At 74.6% G+C, this 22,187-nt stretch carries 20 protein-coding genes and 1 pseudogene; 10 read left to right on the top strand and 11 right to left on the bottom strand.

The window, feature by feature from the left end:
- The first annotated feature begins 8 nt into the window (after positions 1-8).
- Both LRS74_RS29635 and LRS74_RS29630 read left to right on the top strand, forming a co-directional pair.
- Positions 9-2,666, top strand: coding sequence for a SpoIIE family protein phosphatase (locus LRS74_RS29635; RefSeq protein ID WP_277743870.1), 2,658 nt, complete (start codon positions 9-11; stop codon positions 2,664-2,666).
- Between the two features lie 49 nt (positions 2,667-2,715).
- Positions 2,716-3,672 carry a trypsin-like peptidase domain-containing protein gene (locus tag LRS74_RS29630; RefSeq protein WP_277743869.1) on the top strand — a complete coding sequence of 319 codons (957 nt, stop codon included), beginning with the start codon at positions 2,716-2,718 and terminating at the stop codon, positions 3,670-3,672.
- 125 nt (positions 3,673-3,797) lie between these two features.
- Here the strand turns inward: LRS74_RS29630 and LRS74_RS29625 are convergent, their stop codons facing one another.
- A complete protein-coding gene (locus LRS74_RS29625; protein ID WP_277743868.1) occupies positions 3,798-4,916 on the bottom strand; it encodes a terpene synthase family protein in 1,119 nt (372 codons plus the stop codon).
- Positions 4,917-5,137: 221 nt separating this feature from the next.
- Positions 5,138-6,649: a PLP-dependent aminotransferase family protein gene (locus LRS74_RS29620; protein ID WP_277743867.1), complete on the bottom strand. Its 1,512-nt coding sequence runs from the start codon at positions 6,647-6,649 to the stop codon at positions 5,138-5,140.
- A gap of 28 nt (positions 6,650-6,677) precedes the next feature.
- Between LRS74_RS29620 and LRS74_RS29615 the strand changes: the two genes are divergently transcribed.
- Positions 6,678-7,583, top strand: a complete 906-nt coding sequence (locus tag LRS74_RS29615; RefSeq protein WP_277743866.1) for a methyltransferase domain-containing protein — start codon at positions 6,678-6,680, stop codon at positions 7,581-7,583.
- Between the two features lie 196 nt (positions 7,584-7,779).
- On the opposite strand, the gene LRS74_RS29610 is transcribed toward LRS74_RS29615, so the two are convergent.
- The 4 genes and pseudogenes from LRS74_RS29610 to LRS74_RS29595 all read right to left on the bottom strand — a co-directional run bounded on the left by LRS74_RS29610 (position 7,780) and on the right by LRS74_RS29595 (position 10,769).
- Positions 7,780-8,952, bottom strand: a complete 1,173-nt coding sequence (locus LRS74_RS29610; RefSeq protein WP_347178172.1) for a YncE family protein — start codon at positions 8,950-8,952, stop codon at positions 7,780-7,782.
- A 684-nt stretch (positions 8,953-9,636) separates the two neighbouring features.
- A pseudogene (locus LRS74_RS29605) lies at positions 9,637-9,780 on the bottom strand (steroid 3-ketoacyl-CoA thiolase); the annotation flags it as partial.
- A gap of 15 nt (positions 9,781-9,795) precedes the next feature.
- Positions 9,796-10,104 carry an AzlD domain-containing protein gene (locus tag LRS74_RS29600; RefSeq protein ID WP_277743865.1) on the bottom strand — a complete coding sequence of 103 codons (309 nt, stop codon included), beginning with the start codon at positions 10,102-10,104 and terminating at the stop codon, positions 9,796-9,798.
- Complete coding sequence (locus LRS74_RS29595; RefSeq protein WP_277743864.1) at positions 10,101-10,769, bottom strand: AzlC family ABC transporter permease; 669 nt, start codon at positions 10,767-10,769, stop codon at positions 10,101-10,103. The genes LRS74_RS29600 and LRS74_RS29595 overlap by 4 nt, the downstream gene beginning before the upstream one ends.
- Positions 10,770-10,834: 65 nt before the next feature.
- Here LRS74_RS29595 and LRS74_RS29590 point away from each other — a divergent pair, with 65 nt between their 5' ends.
- The 3 genes from LRS74_RS29590 to LRS74_RS29580 all read left to right on the top strand — a co-directional run bounded on the left by LRS74_RS29590 (position 10,835) and on the right by LRS74_RS29580 (position 12,976).
- Positions 10,835-11,395: an XRE family transcriptional regulator gene (locus LRS74_RS29590; RefSeq protein WP_277743863.1), complete on the top strand. Its 561-nt coding sequence runs from the start codon at positions 10,835-10,837 to the stop codon at positions 11,393-11,395.
- Between the two features lie 101 nt (positions 11,396-11,496).
- A complete protein-coding gene (locus LRS74_RS29585) occupies positions 11,497-12,087 on the top strand; it encodes an isochorismatase family protein (protein WP_277743862.1) in 591 nt (196 codons plus the stop codon).
- 133 nt (positions 12,088-12,220) lie between these two features.
- A complete protein-coding gene (locus LRS74_RS29580) occupies positions 12,221-12,976 on the top strand; it encodes a sulfite exporter TauE/SafE family protein (protein ID WP_277743861.1) in 756 nt (251 codons plus the stop codon).
- Here LRS74_RS29580 and LRS74_RS29575 read toward each other — a convergent pair.
- Positions 12,960-14,090 (bottom strand): hypothetical protein, encoded by a 1,131-nt coding sequence (locus LRS74_RS29575; protein WP_277743860.1) that lies wholly within the window; start codon positions 14,088-14,090, stop codon positions 12,960-12,962. The two genes, LRS74_RS29580 and LRS74_RS29575, sit on opposite strands and share 17 nt — an antisense overlap.
- A gap of 158 nt (positions 14,091-14,248) precedes the next feature.
- Complete coding sequence (locus LRS74_RS29570) at positions 14,249-15,046, bottom strand: VOC family protein (RefSeq protein ID WP_277743859.1); 798 nt, start codon at positions 15,044-15,046, stop codon at positions 14,249-14,251.
- Between the two features lie 127 nt (positions 15,047-15,173).
- Between LRS74_RS29570 and LRS74_RS29565 the strand changes: the two genes are divergently transcribed.
- Together LRS74_RS29565 and LRS74_RS29560 are read left to right on the top strand one after the other, a co-directional pair.
- The gene (locus LRS74_RS29565; protein WP_277743858.1) at positions 15,174-16,094 is read left to right on the top strand and encodes a cobalamin-binding protein; all 921 of its coding nucleotides are present in this window, start codon (positions 15,174-15,176) and stop codon (positions 16,092-16,094) included.
- 105 nt (positions 16,095-16,199) lie between these two features.
- Positions 16,200-17,336: a PP2C family protein-serine/threonine phosphatase gene (locus tag LRS74_RS29560; protein WP_277743857.1), complete on the top strand. Its 1,137-nt coding sequence runs from the start codon at positions 16,200-16,202 to the stop codon at positions 17,334-17,336.
- A 94-nt stretch (positions 17,337-17,430) separates the two neighbouring features.
- Here the strand turns inward: LRS74_RS29560 and LRS74_RS29555 are convergent, their stop codons facing one another.
- Complete coding sequence (locus tag LRS74_RS29555) at positions 17,431-17,757, bottom strand: putative quinol monooxygenase (RefSeq protein ID WP_277743856.1); 327 nt, start codon at positions 17,755-17,757, stop codon at positions 17,431-17,433.
- Between the two features lie 295 nt (positions 17,758-18,052).
- Here LRS74_RS29555 and LRS74_RS29550 point away from each other — a divergent pair, with 295 nt between their 5' ends.
- Complete coding sequence (locus LRS74_RS29550) at positions 18,053-18,940, top strand: sigma-70 family RNA polymerase sigma factor (protein WP_277743855.1); 888 nt, start codon at positions 18,053-18,055, stop codon at positions 18,938-18,940.
- Positions 18,941-18,997: 57 nt separating this feature from the next.
- Here the strand turns inward: LRS74_RS29550 and LRS74_RS29545 are convergent, their stop codons facing one another.
- Positions 18,998-19,759: an IclR family transcriptional regulator gene (locus tag LRS74_RS29545; RefSeq protein ID WP_277744988.1), complete on the bottom strand. Its 762-nt coding sequence runs from the start codon at positions 19,757-19,759 to the stop codon at positions 18,998-19,000.
- Between the two features lie 145 nt (positions 19,760-19,904).
- On the opposite strand from LRS74_RS29545, the gene LRS74_RS29540 reads away from it, so the two are divergent.
- Positions 19,905-20,378 (top strand): VOC family protein, encoded by a 474-nt coding sequence (locus LRS74_RS29540; RefSeq protein WP_277743854.1) that lies wholly within the window; start codon positions 19,905-19,907, stop codon positions 20,376-20,378.
- 64 nt (positions 20,379-20,442) lie between these two features.
- Here the strand turns inward: LRS74_RS29540 and LRS74_RS29535 are convergent, their stop codons facing one another.
- On the bottom strand, positions 20,443-22,005 hold the full coding sequence (locus LRS74_RS29535; protein ID WP_277743853.1) for a DHA2 family efflux MFS transporter permease subunit: 1,563 nt from the start codon (positions 22,003-22,005) through the stop codon (positions 20,443-20,445).
- Between the last annotated feature and the right edge of the window lie 182 nt (positions 22,006-22,187).

Here is a 22,187-nt window from a genome sequence, read left to right as displayed (position 1 = left end):
CGAGAGGCATGGGCCGAGACGGGCCGACCGAGCGGGTGGGAGCGCCGGTCGGCGGCGACACCGGGGGCCACAGCGGCGTGGCCGCGGGCCCGCCCGGTGATCACACGGCCGAGAGCGACGAGCTGCTGACCTCCGCCGTGGCCAAGGCGGTCGAGGAGACCGGCGGCTACGCCGGCAGCGTCTTCCTCCGCTCGCACGACCGCCGCTCGCTGGTGCTGGTGGCCGCCTGCGGGTCGCCGCCGTCGCTGCTGGGCGGCTGGCGGCTCATCCCGGTCAACAGCCCGATCCCCATCGCCGCCGCCTACCGCTCCGGGCGGACCGTCCACCTGGCCGACGGCGACGCCTCCATGCGTCGCTTCCCGCAGCTCGCGGTGGCGCTGCCGTACGCCTTCGGTTCGGCGACCGTGCCGGTCCGGGCGGGGCGGGAGATCTTCGGGGCGCTGGCCGTCGTCTGGGCCGCGCCGCCCGGCACCGAAGGGCTGACCAAGACCCAGCTGAGACATCTTCGGGCCACCGCGGGCCGGCTCGGCGCCGGGCTGGACGCGCTGCGCGCCCGGGGCCACCGGGTGGAGTACGACGCGCACACGGTCGTGCTGGAGGTCCCGGCCACGGCCACCCCCTCGGTGCGGGTGGGCCTGTTCGACTGGCGGCTGGACACCGGCGCCCTGGCGGCCGACGACGAGCTGTGCGCGATCTTCGGGCTGGACCCGGCCCGATACGACGGCCGGGCCGCCACCCTCGCCTCCCGGATCCACCCCGGCGACCTCGCCGCGTTCCGGGCCGCGGCCCGCGCCGCGGTCCAGCACGGCCGGGTGCTGGCGCGCCGGCTGCGGGTGCGCGGGGGCGACGACCGGTTGCGCACGGTCGAGTTGTGGGGACGGGTGCCGGAGGACGCCGGGGAGGCGGCGCGCTCACACCTGGTGGGTGCGGTCCTGGATCCCGGCGCGGGAAGTCGGGCCGTCGCGGCGGTCGAGCGGCTGCACGACGGAGTCGTCGCGCTCGACCCGGACGGGCGGATCACCTATGTCAACCACGGCCTGGAGCGGCTGTTGGGGATCGACGCCGCGGACGTGCTGGGCCTGCGGCTGTGGGATGTGCTGCCGTGGCTGGCCGACCCCGGCTACGAGAACCGGCACCGGGCCGCGATGGTGTCCCAGCAGCCCACGTCCTTCCTCGCCCGTCGGCCACCGGACCAGTGGCTGACCTTCGTCCTGCACCCGGCGGCCGACGGGGTGACGGCCCGGGTCGCCCCGGCGGACCGGCCCGCGCCGGCCGACGCCGTGCGGTCGGAGCCGGATCCGGACCGGGAGCGCGGGCCGGGACCGGGGCGCGCCTCGGGACCGGAGGCGGAGCCGGAAGCGGGACGGGGTCCCGAGTCCGGAACGGATCCGGAGCCGGGTGCCCCGACGGCGGTCGCCGTGCCGGACGACGCCGCGCGGCCCCGGCTGGGCGCCATGTACCACCTGTTGCAGCTGGGCAGTGCGCTCACCGAGGCCGTCACCGCCCGCGAGGTGTGCGCCGTCGTCGCCGAGCAGGTGCTGGCGGCCTTCGGGGGCCAACACCTGGCGATCTTCGCGGTCCACGACGGCCGCATGCGGCTGCTCTTCCGCGCCGGATCCCGCGATGACTTCCTGGGCCGGCTGGAGGGGGCGACGCTGGACGCCCGACTGCCCGGCACGGAGACGCTGACCACCGGCGCCCCGCTGTTCATCGAGTCCGAGCGGCAGCTGGCGCGGGAGTATCCGGACCTCCCGGCGGACGGGGTGCGCTCCTGGGTCTACCTCCCGCTGATCGCCTCCAGCCGGCCGGTCGGCACCTGTGTCCTGGGCTTCGACGCGGTCCACCGGCTCCGCGCCGAGCAGCGCAGCGTGCTGGGCGCGCTCGGCGGGCTGATCGCCCAGGCCCTGGAGCGGGCGCGGCTGTTCGACGAGGCGCACGCCATCGCCCGCGGGCTCCAGCACGCCCTGCTGCCGCACCGGCTGCCGGCGCTGGCCGGGGTGCGCATCACGGGCCGCTATCTGCCGGGCACCACCGGGATGGACATCGGCGGCGACTGGTACGACGCGATCCCCACCGGCGGCGGGCTGGCCCTGGTCATCGGGGACGTGGAGGGGCACAGCGTCGCGGCCGCCGCCCTCATGGGCCAACTGCGCAGCGCGGTCAGGGCGTTCGCCACCGCCGGACACCGGCCCAGCGAGGTGGTGGCGGGCACCAATCGACTCATGATCGACCTCGATGCCACGCTGCTCGCCAGCTGCTGCTACCTCTGGCTCGACGCCGCGAGCGGCCGGATCCGCGCCGTCCGCGCCGGCCACTGCCCCCCGCTGCTGCGCCACCCCGACGGTACGGCGGAGGTCCTGGATCTGCCGGGCGGGGCGGTGCTCGGCGTGGACCCGACGGCCGGCTACCCGGAGACGGAGTGGGAGCTGGCCCCCGGCTCGGTGCTGGCGCTGTACACGGACGGGCTGGTGGAGGTCCGGGACGCCGACATCGACCTGGGCGTGGACCGGCTGCGCAGCTCGCTGGCCCACGCGCGCGCCGACTCCCTGGAGGAGCTGGCCGACCGGCTGTTGCAGGAAGCCCGTCGCTCCCCCGACCGCGCGGACGACATCGCGCTGCTGGTGACCGAGTACACTCCCGACCGCGGCCCGGCCGCGGGACTCTGACGTCCCGTCCGGTACGCACGAACCGACGTCTTCACGGGGGATCCACACGATGCCGATGCGCCGCGCGCACCTGGCGCCCGCCCTGGGTGCCGCCCTGTCCTGTCTGCTGATCTCGCCGGCCGAGCCGGCGGCGGCCGCTCCCCGGCGACCCGCGCCGCCGTTGCCGGCGCCCTCGCTCAGCGCCGTCGTCGACGCCTACTGGACCCCGGCGCGGATGCGCGCCGCCCGTCCGGTGGCGGGCGACGGCAAGCCGGCGGCGCCCACCGCGGCGCGCCACGGGGCCCCCGGCCCGACGGCGAACAGCAGACCCTTCGGCGGCCTGCCCATGGTCGGCACCTTCTTCTGGCAGGACGCCACCGGCACCGGCCGCTTCTGCAGCGGTTCCGTGGTCTCCTCCCCCGGTCGGAACCTGGTCATGAGCGCCGGGCACTGCTTCGACGACCAGCGGGCGCGCAAGCGGCTCACCTTCGTCCCGAAGTACGACGACGGCAGGAAGCCCTACGGCGCCTTCGCGGTCAAGCCGGGCCGGGTCTACGTCGACAAGCGCTACCTCACCAAGGGCCCGAACGCGGCCGCCGATCTGGACTTCAGCTTCCTCCAGTTGGAGAAGCGCGCGGGCCGGAACGTGCAGGACGTCGTCGGCGGCTCGGAGTTGGCCGTCAACCCGGGCTACCGGCACCCCACGGTGCGGCTGATCGGCTACCCCGCCGCCAAGAAGCGCCCGCTGGACTGCACGGACAAGACCGTGCGCTACGACAGCAGGGACCCGAAGATCCCGGGCAGCTTCCTGCGCATCCACTGCGACGGCTACACCAACGGCGTCTCCGGCGGCCCCTTCCTGGTGAAGAAGGGCTCCGGCTGGCGGATCATCGGCGTCATCGGCGGCTGGAAGACCGGTGGCGACAAGGCCGACATCTCCTACAGCTCCTCCTTCGACAAGGACGTCAAGGCCCTGTACGACAGCGCGGTGGCGAACAGGCCCCCGGCCCACCGCGTCGCGGACTGACCGCCCCCGCGGCGGGCCGGACGGCCCGTCCCGCCGCACCTCCCCGAGGCCCGGCCGCGCCCCGGCGGCCGGCCGTCTCGTCGCCCGGCGCGCCAGCCGCGCGCCGAGCCGTCACACGGCCCGCCTCATCGCCACGGACGGCTGACGGCGGCCGACCCGGACTCGGGCCGGCCGAGCTGGGACCAGGCGTGGTTCCAGGCGATGACGCCGCTGAGCGTGTCCCGCAGCGCGGGTACGAGTCGCTGGTGGCGCAGCCGCTCGACCGCCGGCAGCTCGGCGTGCTCCAGCGCGCACAACAGCCGGTACTCGGCGGCCAGATAGTCCTCGCCGCGCCGGGTGATCCGCTCCGCCGTCCGCTGGGCCGCCTGGGGCAGGCTCAGCGCGTGCGCCCGGGCCAACACCCGGACCAGGTTGTGCGGCCCGCCGCGGGCGGACTCCCGGCGGACCGCGGCCAGGTCCTGGTCCCAGCCCACGATGTCCGCCGCGCAGTCGATCAGCTCCCGGTACTCGGCGCGGGCGGCCACCCGGGGCGACAGCTCGACGCCGACCGCGAGTTCGGTGAAGACGGCGAAGATCCCGGCGCGGCTGGTGTCGCGACGCAGCGCCGTGTACTCGGCCTCGTTCGGCGGCAGTCGACGGCGCCGGGAGGCGGCCTCGGCGGCGAAGCCTCGTAGAACGCCGTCGAGGCCGTCCAGCAGGCGGGTCAGACAGCCGCGGGGCAGGGCCGCTCCGCTCCGCCGGTGCAGATCGGCGAAGGCCTGCACCAGCGGCCCCGCGACACCGCCGCCCGACACCGCCTGCTCCGCCGGCGCCTGCTCCGGTGGCATCTGCTCCGACGGCGCGTCACCCGGCGCCGCCCGGTCCGACCGCCGGGCGTCCGATGTCGGCCGGTCGGGGGGTGCCGCGCCGGCGCGCGCGGTCAGCACCGCGCGGTGCACCGGATCGAGCGCCCGCGCCGCCGTCCCGTCGCGGCCGAGCCGCTCGAACCGCTCGTCGAGAGCGAGCAGCCACCACAGATGGTCACTGATCAGGTTGAGCTTCCCGGTCGGCGCCCGGGGGTACATCCGGGCGGCGGCGTGCGGGGCGCAGCCGGCCGGCCAGCCCAGCCCCGACTCGTCACCGAGCAGGCCCATCCGCGTCGCCCAGTGCCGGGTGTGGCGGCCGGCCTCCCGGGCGGCCGGGTTGACCGTGGCCGCGAACGGCAGCAGGGGCCGGCGGAGCGGGGCGAGCGCGGGCGACGGCACATGCCGGCCCTGGTGGGGCGGAGCGGGCCGAAGTGGCGGGTCCTGCGAGGGCGCACCGTGCCTCGGCTGGTGGCGAGGGGTCATAATGCCCCCACTTTGGGGCAAGAGGTGGGTTTTGCGAAGGCGCATACGGGGGCAAGGGAGGCATTCAGCCCGCCGGCACGCGCCGCCCGGCACTCCCCTTGCCGCCGTTCATTTCCCGTACGCCCGCGGTGCCGGGCTCACCGGCCCAGCTCGCGCACCAGCGCGCCGAGGGTGGCCAGGCCCTCGGCGATGGCGGTCGGCGCGGTCGCCGCGTAGCCGAGCACCAGCCCCGGTCGGTCCGGGTGTTGCCAGTGCCAGGACAGCGGATGGACCTTGACCCCGCGGGCGAGCGCCGCGGCCGCGAGGTCGGTGTCCGCGAAGCCGGTGCCGGCCGGGAAGGTGACCATGAGGTGGAGGCCGGCGGCGGCGCCGTGGACGACCGCCCCCGGCAGCCGGGTCCGGACGGCCTCGATCATCGCGTCCCGGCGGCGCCGATGCCTCCGGCGCAACAGGCGGAGCTGGCGCTCCAGTTCGCCCGAGTCCATCAGCCGGGCCAGCACCAACTGGGGCAGCGCGGCGTTGCCGAGGTCCGCGAGGCGCTTGGCCGCCACCAGGTCGTCCCGGTAGCGGGGCGGGGCGAGCAGCCAGCCCACCCGTAGCGCGGGCGCGAGCAGCTTGGAGGCGCTGCCGGCGTAGCAGACCCGCTCGGCGAGCATCGACCGCAGCGCGGGGGCCGGCGGGCGGTCGTAGCGGTGTTCCGCGTCGTAGTCGTCCTCGATGAGCAGCCCGCCGTCGCCGGCCCAGCGCATCAGCTGGCGCCGTCGTCCGCCGCCGAGCACCACCCCGGTGGGGAACTGGTGCGCCGGGGTGAGCAGCACCGCCGGCGCCCCGGAGGCGCGCAGCGCGTCGACGCGCACACCCTCCGCGTCGACGGGGACGGGCGGCGTCCGCAGGCCGCAGTCGCGTACGTGCTGGCGCAGCCCCAGCGAGCCGGGGTCCTCCACCGCCACCTCGTCGATGCCGTCGGACCGGAGCACCTGGCCGAGCAGCCCGAGCGCCTGGGCGGTGCCGGCGACGATCAGCACCTCGTCCGGGTGGGCGCGGATCCCGCGGTTGCGGGCCAGCCAGTCGGCGACCGCGCGCCGCAGCTCCGGGGTCCCGCGCGGGTCCCCGTAGCCCAGCCCGGAGGCGGAGAGCCCGTCGAGGACCGCGCGTTCCGCCCGCAGCCACGCCGTACGCGGGAAGGCGGTGAGGTCGGGCAGACCGGGCGAGAGGTCGATCCGGGCCGGGACGGCGCGCAGCGCGTCGAAGACGTCGACGCCGGGCGTGGCGACGAACAAGCCCTCCGGAACGCTCGGTTCGGCGGCGCGGCGGGTGGCGGACCTCGGGGGTGGCGGGGCGGCGAGCGGGGCCGCGACCACGACTGTTCCGTTGCGCCCGCGCCCCACGGCGTGCCCGTCCTCGACCAGCCGCCGGTACGCCTCGGTGACCACTCCGCGCGAGACCCGGAGCTCCGCGGCGAGGACGCGGCTGGCCGGGAGCCGGCTGCCCACCGGCAGTCGTCCGTCCGAGACGGCGAGCCGCAGCTGCCGGGCGAGCCAGTCGGAGAGGCCGCCCACCGGGGCCCGGGCGACGTCGAGTTGGAGGAAGTCGGAGCCGGGACCCGAGGTTATGGACCGGTCGGTAGGCCGCCCATTGGACCTGTTCATCAGGCCATTGTGGCGAAAGGGTGGGTCCATGAACACAGCGACGACGTCTCCCGCCTCCCCCACACCTCCCGCCTCTCCCGCCTCCCGCTCCTCCCCCGGCTCTCCTTCGTCTCCCCCGTCCTCGACCGGCTACGTCCACGGCTACTCGGCTGACGAGTCCCGTCGGTTGGGCGACCAGGCGGACACCCTGGCGACGCTGCTGCACGCCGGCACGTCCTACGCCGCCGGCAGTCGGGTGCTGGAGGTGGGCTGCGGGGTCGGCGCGCAGACGGTGCACCTGCTGACGGGCAGCCCCGGAGCGCTGCTGACCGCGGTCGACGTCTCCGCCGACTCCCTGGCGCGGGCCCGCGCCAGAGTGGCGGCCCAGGTCCCTGGGGCCGAGGTGGAGTGGCGGTGCGCCGATCTCTTCGCCCTGCCGTTCGCCGACGACTCCTTCGACCACCTCTTCGTCTGCTTCGTCCTGGAACACCTGCGGGACCCGCGACGGGCGCTGGCGGGGCTGCGGCGGGTGCTGCGACCGGGCGGCACCCTCACCGTGGTCGAGGGCGACCACGGGTCGGCCTTCTTCCACCCGGACAGCGCCTTCGCTCGCGCCACGATCGACCGGCAGATCGCGCTCCAGGCCGCCGCCGGCGGGGACGCGCTGATCGGCCGGCGGCTCCAGCCGCTGCTCACCGCGGCCGGCTTCGCGGAGGTGGTGGTGGAGCCGCGCACGGTCTACGCCGACGAGAGCCGGCCCGACCTGGTCGAGGGGTTCACCCGCGCCACCTTCATCGCCATGATCGAGGCGGTGCGGGAGGACGCCCTGGCCACCGGGCTCACCGACCCGGCCGCCTGGGACCGGGGCATGGCCGATCTGCGGCGAACGGCGGAGGCCGGCGGGACCTTCCACTACACCTTCTTCAAGGGCACCGCCGTGAACCCGCCCCGCTGACCGCCGCGGGCCGGCGGCCCGCTCGCTCCGCCGGGGCCGCGGTCAGCGGTCAGCGGTCAGCGGTCAGCGGTCAGCGGTCAGCGGTCAGCGGTCAGCGGTCAGCGGTCAGCGGTCAGCGGTCAGCGGTCAGCGGTCAGCGGTCAGCGGTCAGCGGTCAGCGGTCAGCGGTCAGCGGTCAGCGGTCAGCGGTCAGCGGTCAGCGGAAGATGCCGGTGTGGCCGAGCGAGTAGCGGCCCGGCTGGGGGTAGACGGCGAGGCCGTGCGGCCCGCCGCCGACCGGGATGCGGGCCAGCAGCCGACCGTCGCGCGTGTCGATGGCGTACACCTCGGAGTTGTAGCGACCGGAGAGCCAGAGCACTCTGCCGTCGGCGGACACCCCGCCCATGTCCGGGCTGCCGCCGCCGGGGATCCGCCAGCGGTCGACGAGCTCGCCGCTGGCGAAGTCCAGCACCGAGATGCTGCCCTCGCCCCGGTTGGAGATGTACATCGAGCGGGAGTCCCTGCTGACGTAGAGGCCGTGGGCGCCGTCGCCGGTGGGCAGCAGCCGGGGCTCGGTGAAGCGGTCGCCGTCCAGCACCCAGACGCCGTCCGCCACCATGTCGGCGATGTACCAGGTCCTGCCGTCCGGGGAGATCTTGACGTCCTGCGGCATCGCGCCCGACAGCGGCAGCCGCCGCTGTTCCACCACCTCCATCCGGGCGGTGTCCACCTTCAGCAGCTCGCCGGAGAACTCGCAGCTGACGATGAAGTAGCGGCCGTCGGCTGAGAAGTCGGCGTGGTTGACCCCGTAACACGACACCGGCACCGCCTTCACCACGCGCATGGTGTGCGCGTCCCGGAAGACCAGCTCCCGGTCCATGGAGGCCATGACGACCGCGTGCTTGCCGTCCGGGGTGAAGTAGAGGTTGTACGGGTCGTGGACGTCCACCGGCTCCCCCGCCCGGCCGGTCGCCGGGTCGATGGGGGTGAGGGTGTTGCCGAGGTCGTTGTTGACCCACAGTGTCTTCAGGTCCCAGGAGGGGACCACGTGCTGCGGCTGGTGCCCCACCGGGATCGTCTCGATGACCTTGAAGGTCCTGGGGTCGATGACGGACACCGTGTCGGAGAGCGTGTTGGGCACGTACACCCGCTCGGGGAAGTCCCTGACCACCGGGGACAGCCGGCCCGGCCGGTCCGCCGCGTAGAGGTCCTTGGGGTCCAGCGGGGGCGGCATGCCCGGCAGCAGCCGGGGGTCGCGGGCCGCCTCGGGCTCGGCCTTCGGCGCCGTGCGCGGCTGCCGCTGTTCGGCGCGCCGCTCGTCCGAACTCCGCTCCTCGCTCCGCGCGCAGCCGGGCAGCGCGGCGCAGCAGCACAGCAGCGCGGCGGCCACGGCGGTCCGCAGCGCGCGGTGGCGCCGGCGGGCCGGGCGCGTGGGCCCGCGGGACCCCGGTCGGCGGGGTCGACACGGTCGACAGGCCGTCAGACGGGCCGGTCGCGGGGGCGTGAGGCGGGCGGCGCGGTGGGGGCGGGCGGCGGCAGGGGCCATGGGGACCTCCACGAGGCGGTTTCGTCCAGGACGCGGAGGCCGGGGCGAGGGGTGCCCACCGCCGGTCGCACCACCGCTCACGCTGCCATCGCCCCGGCCGGGCCGCGCGCGCCGCGACCCGGACAGCGCAGCCGTCTACTGCGTTGGGGTGGCGCGGCCCGACGCACACCACGCGGCCCGACGCACACCATGCGGGCCGACGCACACCATGCGGGTCGACGCACACCATGCGGGTCCCGCCCCGCACACCGCGCGGGCCCCGGCCCTGCGCCGCGCGGGCCCGGCACCGGACCGGGCGGGCCCGGCACCGGACGCGCGGGCCGACCTTCCGCCCTCGCCCCCGGCCCGCGCCATACGGGGCCCCGGTCCGCGCCACGCGGCCCGACCCCGCGCCGCGCGGGCCCGGCACCAGACCCCACGGGCCCGACCCTGCGCCGCGCGAGCTGACCTTTCACCCCTCGGCCCCCGGTCCGCGCCGTGCGGGCCCGATCTCGCGCCCCACGGGCGTCGGCCTCGCGCCGGTCCGGCTCACAGCGCCTCCAGGATCGTGGCGTGGGCGAGCCCGCCGGCCTCGCACACGGTCCGCGGCCGGTAGCGGGCGCGGCGCCGCCGCGGGGCGTGGGCGAGGGTGGTCGTCAGCCGGGTGCCGCCGGCGCCGAGTGGGTGGCCGGCGCCCGCGGATCCGGCTCAGGCCACGCCGGCGAGCCGCAGCAGACCCGTGGTCGCGGCCGCGCCGACGACGACGAGGACGAAGGAGGCCCGCCGCCAGGCCAGGACGCCGCCGACGAGGACGCCGGCCGGTCGGGCCCAGCCGGCGAACCCCTGGGACTGGGTGAGGGCGGCGGTGGCAACGAGGGCGACGAGCAGCACGACGGCGCCGGTGGCCAGGGTGTCGCGCACCCGCGCGGACAGCTCCACGCGCCCGTGGAGCAGCGGACCGACCAGTCGGAAGGCGTAGGTGCCGGCGGCCAGGGCGAGGATCGCGGCGAAGGTCATGACCCCCTCCGCACGGCCAGCAGCCCGGCGAGGGCGAGCAGCACGGGCAGGCCGGGCGGCAGCAGCGGGGTGGCGGCCAGGGCGACCGCGGCGCCGAGCAGCGCCGCGCGGCGCGTCCCGGTGTCCCGCAGGGCGGGCAGCACCAGGGCGATCAGCACCGCCGGGTAGGCGGCGTCGAGGCCGAGCGCGTCGGTGTCGCCGACCGCCTTCCCGGCCAGCGCGCCGGCCAGCACGCAGACGTTCCAGACGACGTACAGGCTCAGCCCGGAGAGCCAGAAGGCGGCCCGACGGCCGGCGCGGTCGGACCGGGCGAGAGCGAAGGCGACCGTCTCGTCGGATATCAGATGCGCGCCGAACGCCCTGGTCAGCCGGTTGGCGCCGAGCACATCGGCGACGGCGAGACCGAAGGGCACATTGCGCACGTTGAGCAGCAGCCCGGTGGCGACGGCGGCGACCGGCCCGCCGCCGGCCAGCACGATGCCGACGGCGCTGAACTGGGCGGCGCCGGCGAAGACCAGGAGCGACATGACCACCGGCACCCAGACCGGCAGGCCGCCGGCGACCGCGAGGGCGCCGAAGGAGGCCCCCACCACGCCGTCGGCCAGACATACGAGCGTGACATCGCGCAGTAGTCGGGAATCTTTTGTTCGGAGCAGCGAACGCATGTTTCATAGAATGAACAGGATGGAATGTGTTCGTCAAGGCGAACGATCGTACTTCTGGAGCGAACATGACTGAGGGCACCCGCCTACCGCTCGACCGGATCGCCTCCTCCCTGCGCCGGGAGCGCACCCGTGCCGGGCTCTCCCTCTCCGAGCTGGCCAAGCGGGCCGGGATCGCCAAGTCCACGCTGTCCCAGCTGGAGTCGGCGAGCGGCAATCCGAGCGTGGAGACCCTCTGGGCGCTCAGCGTGGCGCTGGACGTCCCCTTCAGCACACTGGTCGACCCGCCGCGCCCGGCGGTGCAGATCATCCGGGCCGGAGAAGGGCCGACCGTGCCCTCCGAGCGCGCGGACTACACCGCCACCCTGCTCTCCTCCAGTCCGCCGGCCGCCCGCCGGGACATCTACCTGCTGCGCGTGGAACCCGGCTCCGCGCGGGACTCCGATCCCCATATGCCGGGCACCGTGGAGCACGTGATCGTGGCGACCGGGCGGGTGCTGGCCGGCCCCCAGGACGAGCCGGTCGAGCTCGCCGCCGGGGACTACCTGTCGTATCCCGGCGATGTGCCGCACACCTGTCGGGCACTGGAGCCCGGCACCACCTGCATCATGATCATGCAGCACGGCTGACCGCGCCGGCCGGGGCCCGGGGAGGCCGCACCCCTCGGCGCGGAGCGCACCCCGGGCCCCAACCCACAACACCTCGGGCCCGGTTGGCATAATCCGATCATGTGTCGAAGAACCCGAGTCCCGTTGAAGCCCTGATCATCGTCGACGTCCAGTCGGCATTCGTCTCCGGTGACGGCGCGGTGCCCGCCGCCACCGAACTCCTCGAGCGCGTCACCGACCTGCTCGCCCGCGCGCGGGCGAGCGGCGCGCTCGTCGTGCACCTCCAGAACGACGGCGCGGAGGGCGAGGACGACGAGCTCGGCAGCCCCGGCTGGGAGCTGCACCTCCCGGTGGAGCTCGGGCCGACCGAGATCGTGCTGCACAAGACCGCGGACGACGCCTTCGAGGAGACGCCGCTGGAGGACCTCCTCGACAAGGTCGGCGTGGAGTCGCTGGCCCTCTGTGGCCTGTTGTCGGAGATGTGTGTCAGCGCCACCGCGCGCACGGCGCTGGACCTGGAGTACCGGGTCGTCCTGCCGCACGACGCCCACGCCACGTACGACATCCCGGCGGCGCCGGACATCAGCGAGGAGGTGCCCGCCGCCATGGCCTCGCGGGTGGCCGAATGGGCCCTCGGCGACGAGGTGGAGATCGTCCCGCGCGCCGCCCAGGTCTCCTTCACCGCGCCCCCCGGCACGCCGACTTCCGGCTGACCCTCCCGACGGCTCTTAGTCATCGCTTGGATATCTTCAAGGAAATCCGAGGATTGACTTGGGTTTTCGCCCTGGACGACGATCTTCAACGAGTCCAGGGCGGCAACCCGCCAGCGTCTTCGGAAGGTGACCCGTGGAACCACTAGAGATGGCGGCCATCGGCGCCGCCGGCATCGCCGCCGGCGGGATCAACGCGATCGTCGGCTCGGGCACCCTGATCACCTTTCCCACCCTGCTCGCCTTCGGCTACCCGCCGGTGTTGGCCAACGTCTCCAACAACATCGGTCTGGTCCCCGGCACGCTCAGCGCCGCGTACGGCTACCGCAGGGAGCTCAGGGGCCAGATCCGGCGACTGGTCCGCTTCGGCACCGGATCGCTCCTCGGCGGCCTCATCGGCGCGCTCCTCCTGTTGAAGCTGCCCGCCGAGACCTTCGACGCGGTGGTGCCCGTGCTGATCCTGGCCGCCTGTGCCCTGGTGCTGCTCCAGCCGCGACTCAACCGCTGGCTGAAGGAGCGTCAGGGGCGACGGCGCGAGGACGGCGGCGTGCCCATGTGGCTGGGCGTGTTCGGCACCGGAATCTACGGCGGTTACTTCGGCGCCGCCCAAGGGGTCCTGCTCATGGGGCTCTTCGGCAGCTTCCTCCAGGACGACCTCCAGCGGCTGAACGCGGCCAAGAACGTCCTGGCCTCCATCGTCAACGGCGTCGCCGCGGTGGTCTTCATCGCCGTCGCCGAGGTCGACTGGGCCGCCGCCGGACTGATCGCCGCCGGCTCCACGGTCGGTGGGCTGCTCGGCGCCCGCGTCGGCCGCCGACTCCCCCCGAGCGCCCTGCGCGGCGTCATCATCGCCGTCGGCGTCACCGCGGCCACCGTCATGATCGCCCGCTGACCTCCGACCCACAGACCGGGCGGGTGCGGGCGGCGTAGGAACGGGCGCCCAGCAGCAGGCCGATGCCCAGCCCGCCGAAGGCCAGGCCGCCGAACTCGACCATCCACAGCACGCCCGAGGCCGAGGTGAACGGCGGCTTGGGGTCCGGCCCGGACAGCAGGCCGACCGCGCACAGCGGGGCGTAGCCGATGAGGAAGACCCCGTACACCGACAGGCCGGCGCCGACCAGCCGGGCCGGGACCAGGGGCAGCAGCCGCGGCACCCGCCGGCCGGAGAGGAACAGCGTCCAGCGCGGGAACACCTGCCCCCACCGGTACACCAGCCCCAACATCAGGAAGACCGCGAGCAGCCCGGCCAGCACGGTCACGTCCAGGCCCACCGAGGCCAGCGCCCGCGACGGCCCGGAAGCCTCCCGCTCCACCTCGCGCCGCCACCCCTCGGAGGTGACGCCGAGGGCGTCGCCCCCCAGCGTCCAGACGGTCTTCACGAGCGCCCAGGGCAGCAGCCCGCACATCGCCGTCAAGACGGCCACGCGGGTGCGCCGCGAGGCTGTCGAGGCAGGCGGGTGGACGAGCGGACCGTCCGCACCGCCCGGGTGGGCCGCTCCGCAGCGCGGACAGCGTCCGCGGCGGCGCCGCAGGTGCGCCAGGCCCACCAGCGCCAGCAGCCAGCTGCCCGCCGTGTTCAGCAGCAGCTGCGCCAGCCCGGTGGCGCTCTCCACGCCCGAGCCCGACAGCAGGGACACCGTGTACATCGGCAGCCCCAGGGCCCCCCACCCGAACACCGGGAGCAGCACGACCCACGCCACCGTCACCGCCCGGCCCCGCGCGGGCCCGCCCGCCGGGCGCACCCCGGCCAGGGAGACCGCGGCGGCCAGCAGAGCCGCCCCGGCGGACAGCAGCTGCGCCTCCGGCGCGTAGGAGACGCGCCCCGTCCAGGGCACCGTGGTGCCCGTCGCCGCCCAGGCCGTCTCGACGACCGCGTAGAGCACACCCCATGCGGCGGTGGCGTACGGCGCCCACCGCGGCCAGCGGCCCCACCACGGGGCGGACGGAGGGGGGCCGGCCCGGTCCTGGGTGGGGGAATGCGGGTGAGCGGGCGGCGGGACGGCCACGATGCCTCCGGGTCCGTTGGGGCGACGTCCCCAGCCTGCGGCTCGCCCGCCGCGGGCACATCAGCCGTGCGAGGCGACCGCCTCCACCGCATGGTGGAGGCGGTCGACCGCCGTCCCTCCGAAGACCTCGTCCCGCGGGCGCCGTTCGTGGGTGGGGGTCAGGAGACCTCGCTCATCGCGGGCATCTCGCCCTGCGTCGTCCCGACGTCGATCACGGCGAAGGCCGCGCCCTGTGCGTCGGCCAGTGCCGCGAAGCGGCCGAAGGGCGTGTCCATGGGCCCGAAGTGGAGCTGTCCGCCGCGCTCGGTGGCCTTCGCCACCGCCGCGTCGCAGTCCGGAACGGCGAAGTAGACCTGGATGTACGCCGGGACCTCGGGCGGGAAGTCCTCGCCCATCGCCATCCGCCCCAACACCGGGTCGCCGCCGAGGGTGAAGACCCGGAAGTCCATGGCGTCGTCCTCCATCCGCTTCGCGCCGTAGGGGAAGACCGCGGGGAAGAACGCGTCGGCCTTCGCGGGCTCGCGGGTGAAGACCTCGGCCCAGCAGTAGGCGCCCGGCTCGCCGCGCTTCTCGAACCCCTCGTGGCGGCCCGCCTGCCAGACCCCGAAGGTGGTGCCGCTGGGCTCCCGCGCCAGCAGCATCGATCCGAGGTCGCCGACCCGCATCGGCTCCATCAGCACCTGGCCGCCGTTGTCCTGGATCTTCCGCGCGGTGTCGGCGACGTCCGACGACGCGAAGTAGAGACACCAGGCGGACGGCGTCTCCTGGCCGGGCATCGGTGGGACGACGGCCGCCACCGCCCGACCGTCCGCGTACGCCTGGGTGTAGTTCCCGAACTCCGTCGCGCTCTCGCCGAACGTCCAGCCCAACACGTCCGCGTAGAAGCTCTTCGCCGCCTCCACATCGGTGAACATCGCGTCCACCCAGCACGGCATGCCCTCCGCCGGCGCGGCCATGGCCCCACTCCCTCCGGCTCTGGAACCCTGTTCCCCCTCTGCCACGCTAACCAGTGATCCGCCGCCGCGCGCGCGGAGCCGTCCCGCCGCGGGCCGGCGGCGGGGCGCCCACGTCTAGGCTCGGGGTATGCGCATCGTCTCGCTGCTCCCCGCGGCCACCGACATCGTGGCCGAGCTCGGGCTGATCCGAGACCTGGTGGGGCGTACCCACGAGTGCGACTGGCCGCCCGACGGCGTCGCCGGGGTGCCGGTGGTCACGGCCTCCGGGCTCGCCTCCGACACCACGAGCAGCCGCGAGATCTCGGAGGCCGTGGGCGGCGCCACCCATCGCGGTTCCTCGCTCTACACCCTCGACACCGAGGCGCTCGCGACCCTCGCCCCGGACGTGGTCCTCACCCAGGACCTGTGCGACGTCTGCGCGGTGTCGTACGACGCGGTGTCCCGGGCGGTACGGGTGCTGCACGGCCCCACCCGCGTGCTGAGCCTGGAGCCGCACACCCTGGACGAGGTGCTCGACTGCCTGGTGCGGGTCGGCGGCGAGCTGGGCGTGGCGGAGCGGGCGGAGCGGCGGCGCGAGGCGCTGCGGGAGCGGCTGACCGCCGTGGAGCGGGCCACCGCCGGACGACCCCGGCCCCGGGTCGCCGCCATCGAGTGGCTGGACCCGCTGTGGCCCGCCGGGCACTGGGTGCCGGAGCAGGTCCGATGCGCCGGCGGGGAGCCGCTGCTCGCACAGGCGGGCGACCACACCAGGGCGGTGGAGTGGGAGGCGGTCCGTGCGGCCCGGCCCGAGGTGATCGTGCTGATGCCCTGCGGCTTCAGTCCGCGCCGCACCGAGGAGGAGTGGGGGCTGCTGACCCGGCTGCCCGGCTGGGCGGAGCTGCCCGCGGTGCGCGCGGGCGAGGTGTGGGTGGTGGACGGGCCGGCCCACTTCAACCGGCCGGGGCCGCGCGTGGTGCGCGGCGCGGAGGTGCTCGCGCACATCCTGCACGGCGTGGCTCCGGCGGAGCCCGTCAGCCCGGCGGAGGCGCGCCGGCTGGTCGCGGGCTGACCCCGAGCCGCCGGCCTCGGGGACCCGGCGCCCACCCCGGCCCGTCCTCCGGGTGACCCCGGCCGGGCGCGGGCGCCCCCGGCCGGGGTGGTGTATTCAGGAGACATGCATCTTCGGCCACGCCAGCGTGAGCACCGATGGCCAGAGCAGCGGAGCCTTGCGCTGCTGGCGGTCCCGCTCGGGCTGATCGTGGTGGTCACGGTGGTCGACATCCTGGCTCCGCCCGAGGTGCACCTCGGGCCGTTCCTGGTCGCCGCGCCCGCCGTCACCGCGTCCTTCGCCGGGCCGTGGACGACCGGCCTCGTCGGCGCGGTCGCCGTCCTGGCCCAGGCGGTGGTGGCCGTGGCGCGGACCAGCCTGACCGACCTGAACCACTCCTTTCAGATCACCGCGCTGATCCTGATCTCGATCTTCGTCACCTACATGGCGAAGCGGCGGGTGCGCCACGAGCAGGAGCTGACACGGCTGCGCTCGGTGGCGGAGGCGACGCAGGCGGTGCTGCTGCGTCCGTTGCCGGAACAGATCGGTCCGCTGCGGATCGCCTCCGTCTATCTGGCCGCCGAGGCCGAGGCGCAGATCGGTGGCGATCTGTACGCGGCGGCGCGCACCGCCCGCGGCACCCGACTGATGATCGGCGACGTGCGGGGCAAGGGGCTCAAGGCCATCGGGGACGCCGCGCTCGTGCTGGGCGCCTTCCGGGCCGCCGCCCACCGGCAGGCGGAACTGCCGGTGTTGGTGGCCTATCTGGAGGGAACCGTCTCCTCGGACCTGGACGACCCCAGCGCACCGCGCGACGAGAGCGAGGACGACGGGGAGGCGTTCATCACCGCGGCCCTGCTGGACGTCCCCGACGAGGAGGCGGTACTGCACGTGATCAACTGTGGTCACCCCCCTCCCCTGCTGCTGCGCGACGGCACGGTCACCCCGCTGCAGAACCACCGGCCCGCGCCACCGCTGGGCCTCACCGAGTTCGCCGCGGCGGACTTCACGGTGGAGACGTTCCCCTTCCGGGTGGGCGACGTGGTGCTGCTCTACACGGACGGTGTCATCGAGTCCCGGAACGCCGACGGCGTCTTCTACCCGTTGGACCGGCGCGTGACCTGCTGGCCGGGCGGCGATCCGCAGACGCTGCTGCGCCGGCTGTGCGCGGATCTCCTGGACCACGCCGGCGGGGTGCTGGGCGACGACGCCGCGATGGTCGCCGTCCAGCGCCTTCCGGCGGCGGCCCCCGGCAGCGGTTGAAGCGCCCTGCCGGCGGCCGCGCGGCGCCGGTACACGGCCAGGCCGCCCACCGCGACCGCCGCGCCGGCGCCGGAACACCTGACCGCGGCCGCGGTCAGGCGCGCGGAGTGAGCTCGGCCATCTCCGACCAGCCCTGGCCCGGCACCTCGGTGCTCACGATCCGCGGCTTGACGGCGATGGCGCCCGCCAGGGTCTCCATCGCCGCCTTGAAGTGGTCCGACTCCACGTGTGCCCGGCCGGCCTCGCCGTCCGCGAAACCCTCGACCAGCACGTACTCGTGCGGGTCGTCGACGCTCCGGGACCACTCGTAGAACAGGTTGCCCGGCTCGGCGCGGGTCGCCTGGGTGAAGTCGTCGACCAGCGACAGCCACTCCTCGCTGTACTCGGGACGGACGGTGAACTTCACGACGATGAAGATCATGGCACTGCTCCTGTGCTGGAACCGCGGTGGACACCGGCCGGTGGTGTGCCCCGGCCGGTGTCCACCGTGCCCGCTCCGCCCGCGGGCCGCGGAGTCGCAACGCGGGCGCTTCCGACCCTGCCGGAAAGACCCGCCGTCCGGACGCCGGGCTCGGGCGCCCTCGGCCCGGCCGGTCCGACGGCTGACGTCATGTCCGGCTCCAGGTTCAGCCGGGCCAGGAGTCGGACTCCCGTTCGGATCAGCTAGGTTCGTGCCGCTACGGCTGTGACCCCGCGGGTGGAAGGAACGTGACACGGTGGACGAGCGCGAATGGCTCGCGGAGCGGTTCGAGGAGCACCGGCCCCGGCTGCGGGCGGTGGCCTACCGCATGCTCGGCTCCCTCAGCGAGGCCGAAGACGCCGTCCAGGACGCCTGGTTGCGCGCCAGTCGCGCCGACACCGACGAGGTGGAGAACCTCGCCGGGTGGCTGACGACGGTGGTGGCACGGGTCTGTCTCAACCTGCTGCGCAGCCGTCAGTCCCGGCGTGAGGATCCCCTGGAGCCGACCCACGAGCCCGGCGCGGACGGCGGCCGCGAGGAGGGCGTCGACCCCGAGCAGGAGGCGTTGCTGGCCGACTCGGTCGGCGTGGCACTGCTGGTGGTCCTCGACATGCTCTCGCCGGCCGAGCGGCTCGCCTTCGTGCTGCACGACATGTTCGCCGTGCCGTTCGACGAGATCGGCCCGATGCTGGAGCGCTCGCCGGCGGCCGCCCGGCAGTTGGCCAGCCGCGCCCGACGCCGGGTCAAGGGGGCCGCCCCGGCGCCCGACGCCGACCTGACGCTGCGACGGCGGGTGGTCGACGCCTTTCTGGCCGCGACCCGCGGCGGGGACTTCGAGGCGCTGGTCTCGCTGCTCCACCCCGATGTGGTGCTCCGGGCCGACCCGTCGGTCGTGCCCACCCCGGAGCCCCTCGTCATCCTCGGCGCGCACACCGTGGCCAAGGGGGCGATGGCCGCCACGGGGCGGGCCCGGTTCACCGGACTCGCGCTGCTCGACGGCGCCGTCGGACTCGCCATGGCGCCGCTCGGCCGACTCGCCCTCGTGCTCGACTTCACGATCACGGACGGTCGGATCACCGAGATCGACGTCATCGCGGACCGGGAGCGCCTCCGCGAGATCGAGATCGCCGTTCTCGACGGCTGACGTGCGGTCGGCCCGCGCTCCGGCGCGGGCCTTCGCCCACCGGGTGCGCCCGGAGCCTCAGTGGACGTCCCGGGCCGCGCGGGTCAGCACCTGGACCAGGCGCGCGTGGTGACGCTGGTACGCGCTGGCGGGAAGGGATACCGAGAGGGCCCGCGCCTGGCCGGGGAGTCCCGGGGTGGGGAGCGGCACGGCGAGACAGGCGTAGCCGGTGTCGGACTCGGCCACCGACACGGCGACACCGCCGCGCCGGACCCGGCGGAGCTCGGCCTCGAAGCGGTCGCGGCTGGTGATGGTGTGCTCGGTGAGCGGCGGCAGCCCGTGCTCGGTGAGATAGCGCTGACGCACGGCGCGCGGCAGCGCCGCGAGGAGCGCCTTGCCGTGGGCGGTGGCGTGGGCGCGGGACTCCGGGCCGACGACGAAGGGCGTGGGGCGGTCGGCGTGCGCGGCGGTGCTGTCCACGATGGCGATCCCGCCGTCCCGGAAGGTGCTGAAGTACGCCTGCGCCCCGGTCGCGTCCCGCAGTCGGAGCAACACCTCACGCGTGTCCCGGCCCAGGTGCAGCTGGCGCTGGAAGTCCTGGTGAAGGGTGGGGATGCGGTGACCGAGCGCGTAGCCGGCCGAGGTGCGCACCACCAGGCCACGGGCGGTGAGCGGGCCGAGGAGGTGGTACACGGTCGACAGCGCGCAGCCGGCGCGCCGGGCGAGCGCCTTGGCGCTGACCGGGTCCGGCGCCTCGGCGATCACGTCCAGCAGCTCCAGGGCGCGGTCGACCGACTGCGGACCCGCGCTGGGCGTGGCGGGAGTGGCGTCGGGGGTGATGAGGGGCTCCTTCCGGGGGCTCCGTCCGGCGGACGTGGCGGCACCAGCACATCACATCGCGATGAGTTCCGGCGGCCGGACCGGTCTGAACAGACAGCGGTCCGATCCCGACGAGCCGCGATCCGCACGAGCACGGAGGACCGTCATGCAGAAGATCACGCCATGTCTGTGGTTCGACACCCAGGCCGAGGAGGCGGTGGCCCACTACACGTCCATCTTCCCCGACTCCCGGGTGGTGGACGTGCAGCGGTTCGGCGAGGCCGGGCCGCGGGAGTCGGGGATGGTCATGCTGATCGTCTTCGAACTGGCCGGGCAGGAGTTCCAGGCGCTGAACGGGGGCCCGGAGTTCACGTTCAACGAGGCCCTCTCGCTCTCCGTGGACTGCGCGTCCCAGGAGGAGGTGGACGAGTTGTGGGCCCGGCTCACCGAGGGTGGTGAGCCGGGCCCCTGTGGTTGGCTGAAGGACAGGTTCGGGGTGTCCTGGCAGATCGTCCCGAGCAGGCTGACGGAGCTGATGAGCGACCCGGACCCGGCGAAGGTGGCTCGGGTGACCAGGGCCATGTTGGGCATGGGGAAGATCGATATCAAGGCGGCGGAGGACGCCTACGAGGGGCGCTGACGACGGCGCGGGCCCCGGGCCAGAAGGCCCGGGGCCCGCTCGCGGAGGACGTGGCTCCGCGAGGTCAGGCGTGGTGCGCCGGCACCCGCTCCTCGCCGCCGGCCCGCGCTCCGGTCCCGGGCTCCGCGGCGTTCGGGTCCTGGGCCTGAGCGCCCTGGGCCTGAGCGCCCTGGTCGACCTGGTCGGCCTCGTTGCCCTGGTCCTGGGGCCGGACCGCGGCGGGGCGGCGCAGCGGGAGCCGGAGGGCGGGGACGACCGCGGCGAGCATGAGGGCCACCGCCCAGAAGTAGGTGTCGGCGAAGGGCTCGGCGTGGGTGGGGGCGGTGCTGCCGCCATCGCCGTTGACCGAGAGGAGCACCGAGAAGAACGCCATCCCGATCGAGGCCCCCATCTGGGAGGTGATCTGGAGCGTGGTGGAGGCCGAGGGGGCCTCCTCGCCGGTGAGGCCGCGGGTGGCGGCGGCCATGGTGGGCATGATGGTCATCCCGACGCCGACGCCCATGACGAAGAGCGCCAGCCCGATCCGCCAGTACGGGGTGGTGTCGGTCAACTGCCCGGCGAAGAGCGCCATGCCGAACGCCGCCAGGACGATGCCCGAGGTGATGAGCTTGCGCGGGGAGACCCGGTCCGAGAGCCGGCCGGAGAACTGCATGGTGATGCCGGCGGCGAGCGCCAGCGGGGCGCCCAGCAGACCGGAGGCGGTGACGCTCTCGCCCCGGACGACCTGGAAGTACATCGGGAGCAGCAGCATGCTGCCGAAGTAGCCGACGACGAACAGGGCCATGGTGGCGGCGCCGGCGGCGAAGGCCCGGCGGCGGTAGAGCCGCAGGTCGATCAGCGGATGGGCGGAGGTGCGGGCGCGGAGCACGAAGCCCACCATCAGCGCGACGCCCAGGACCGCCGGAAGCAGCACGTCGAGCGAGGAGAAGTCACGGCGCTCGGCGCCGGTGGAGAGACCGTAGATGGATCCGGCCAGGCCCGGGGAGAGCATCAGCAGACCGGGCACGTCGAGTCGCTGGCCGGAGGCGCCGGCCGAGCGCGGGAAGACGCGGGCGGCCAGGACGAACGCGAGGAGGCCGATGGGCACGTTGATGGTGAACATCCAGCGCCAGGAGAAGGAGTCCACCAGCCAGCCGCCCAACACCGGCCCGGCGAGCGGCCCGATGAGGATCGGGATGCCCAGGATGCTCATGATGCGGCCCATGGTCTCCGGGGTGCCGGCCCGCATCATGATCGTCATGCCGGTCGGCATGATCATGCCGCCGCCCAGCCCCTGGAGCACCCGGAAGGCCACCAGGGACTCGGTCGACCAGGCCAGTCCGGCGGCCAACGAACCGCTGACGAAGAGCAGCAGCGCCGTCATGTAGACGCGCTTGGTGCCGAAGCGCCGGATCGCCCAGGCCGTCACGGGGATCACCGAGGCGAGGGCCAGCGAGTATCCGGAGGCCACCCACTGGATGGTGGCGAGCGAGGCGTCGAAGTGCTCGGCCAGCGGGTGCATGGCGACGTTCACCACGGTCACGTCGAGCACCGACATGATCGAGCCGAGGATGACCACGGTGGCGAGCGCGGCGAGCTTCGGCGAGGACGTCGGTGTGTCGCTGGAGCGTTTCCGTATCGGGGACATGACGGGACCTCGGCTTCGTAGTGGGTGGCGGAGCGGCGGTCCGGTGCGTCCGCCGTGTGCCAAGAGGCTCCAACATGAACCAAGGTTCAAGTCAAGCGGATGATCTCGACGCGGGTCCGCCGATGGCCGAAACAACGAGAGGTATGTCCCGGTGCGGCGAGGTTGCAACCGACCTGTATAGC

The organism is Streptomyces sp. LX-29, from assembly GCF_029541745.1.
Taxonomy (GTDB): domain Bacteria; phylum Actinomycetota; class Actinomycetes; order Streptomycetales; family Streptomycetaceae; genus Streptomyces.
Note: the sequence above shows the minus strand (reverse complement) of the source record. Positions and strands in the feature narration are given on the sequence as shown.

Coding starts and splice junctions, on each gene's coding strand:
- LRS74_RS29615 (WP_277743866.1), top strand. CDS start 6,678: ATGAACACAGCGACGACGTCTCCCGCCTCCCCCACACCTCCCGCCTCT.
- LRS74_RS29600 (WP_277743865.1), bottom strand. CDS start 10,104: ATGACCTTCGCCGCGATCCTCGCCCTGGCCGCCGGCACCTACGCCTTC.
- LRS74_RS29630 (WP_277743869.1), top strand. CDS start 2,716: ATGCCGATGCGCCGCGCGCACCTGGCGCCCGCCCTGGGTGCCGCCCTG.
- LRS74_RS29535 (WP_277743853.1), bottom strand. CDS start 22,005: ATGTCCCCGATACGGAAACGCTCCAGCGACACACCGACGTCCTCGCCG.
- LRS74_RS29560 (WP_277743857.1), top strand. CDS start 16,200: ATGCATCTTCGGCCACGCCAGCGTGAGCACCGATGGCCAGAGCAGCGG.
- LRS74_RS29555 (WP_277743856.1), bottom strand. CDS start 17,757: ATGATCTTCATCGTCGTGAAGTTCACCGTCCGTCCCGAGTACAGCGAG.
- LRS74_RS29590 (WP_277743863.1), top strand. CDS start 10,835: ATGACTGAGGGCACCCGCCTACCGCTCGACCGGATCGCCTCCTCCCTG.
- LRS74_RS29565 (WP_277743858.1), top strand. CDS start 15,174: ATGCGCATCGTCTCGCTGCTCCCCGCGGCCACCGACATCGTGGCCGAG.
- LRS74_RS29570 (WP_277743859.1), bottom strand. CDS start 15,046: ATGGCCGCGCCGGCGGAGGGCATGCCGTGCTGGGTGGACGCGATGTTC.
- LRS74_RS29595 (WP_277743864.1), bottom strand. CDS start 10,769: ATGCGTTCGCTGCTCCGAACAAAAGATTCCCGACTACTGCGCGATGTC.
- LRS74_RS29635 (WP_277743870.1), top strand. CDS start 9: ATGGGCCGAGACGGGCCGACCGAGCGGGTGGGAGCGCCGGTCGGCGGC.
- LRS74_RS29540 (WP_277743854.1), top strand. CDS start 19,905: ATGCAGAAGATCACGCCATGTCTGTGGTTCGACACCCAGGCCGAGGAG.
- LRS74_RS29620 (WP_277743867.1), bottom strand. CDS start 6,649: ATGAACAGGTCCAATGGGCGGCCTACCGACCGGTCCATAACCTCGGGT.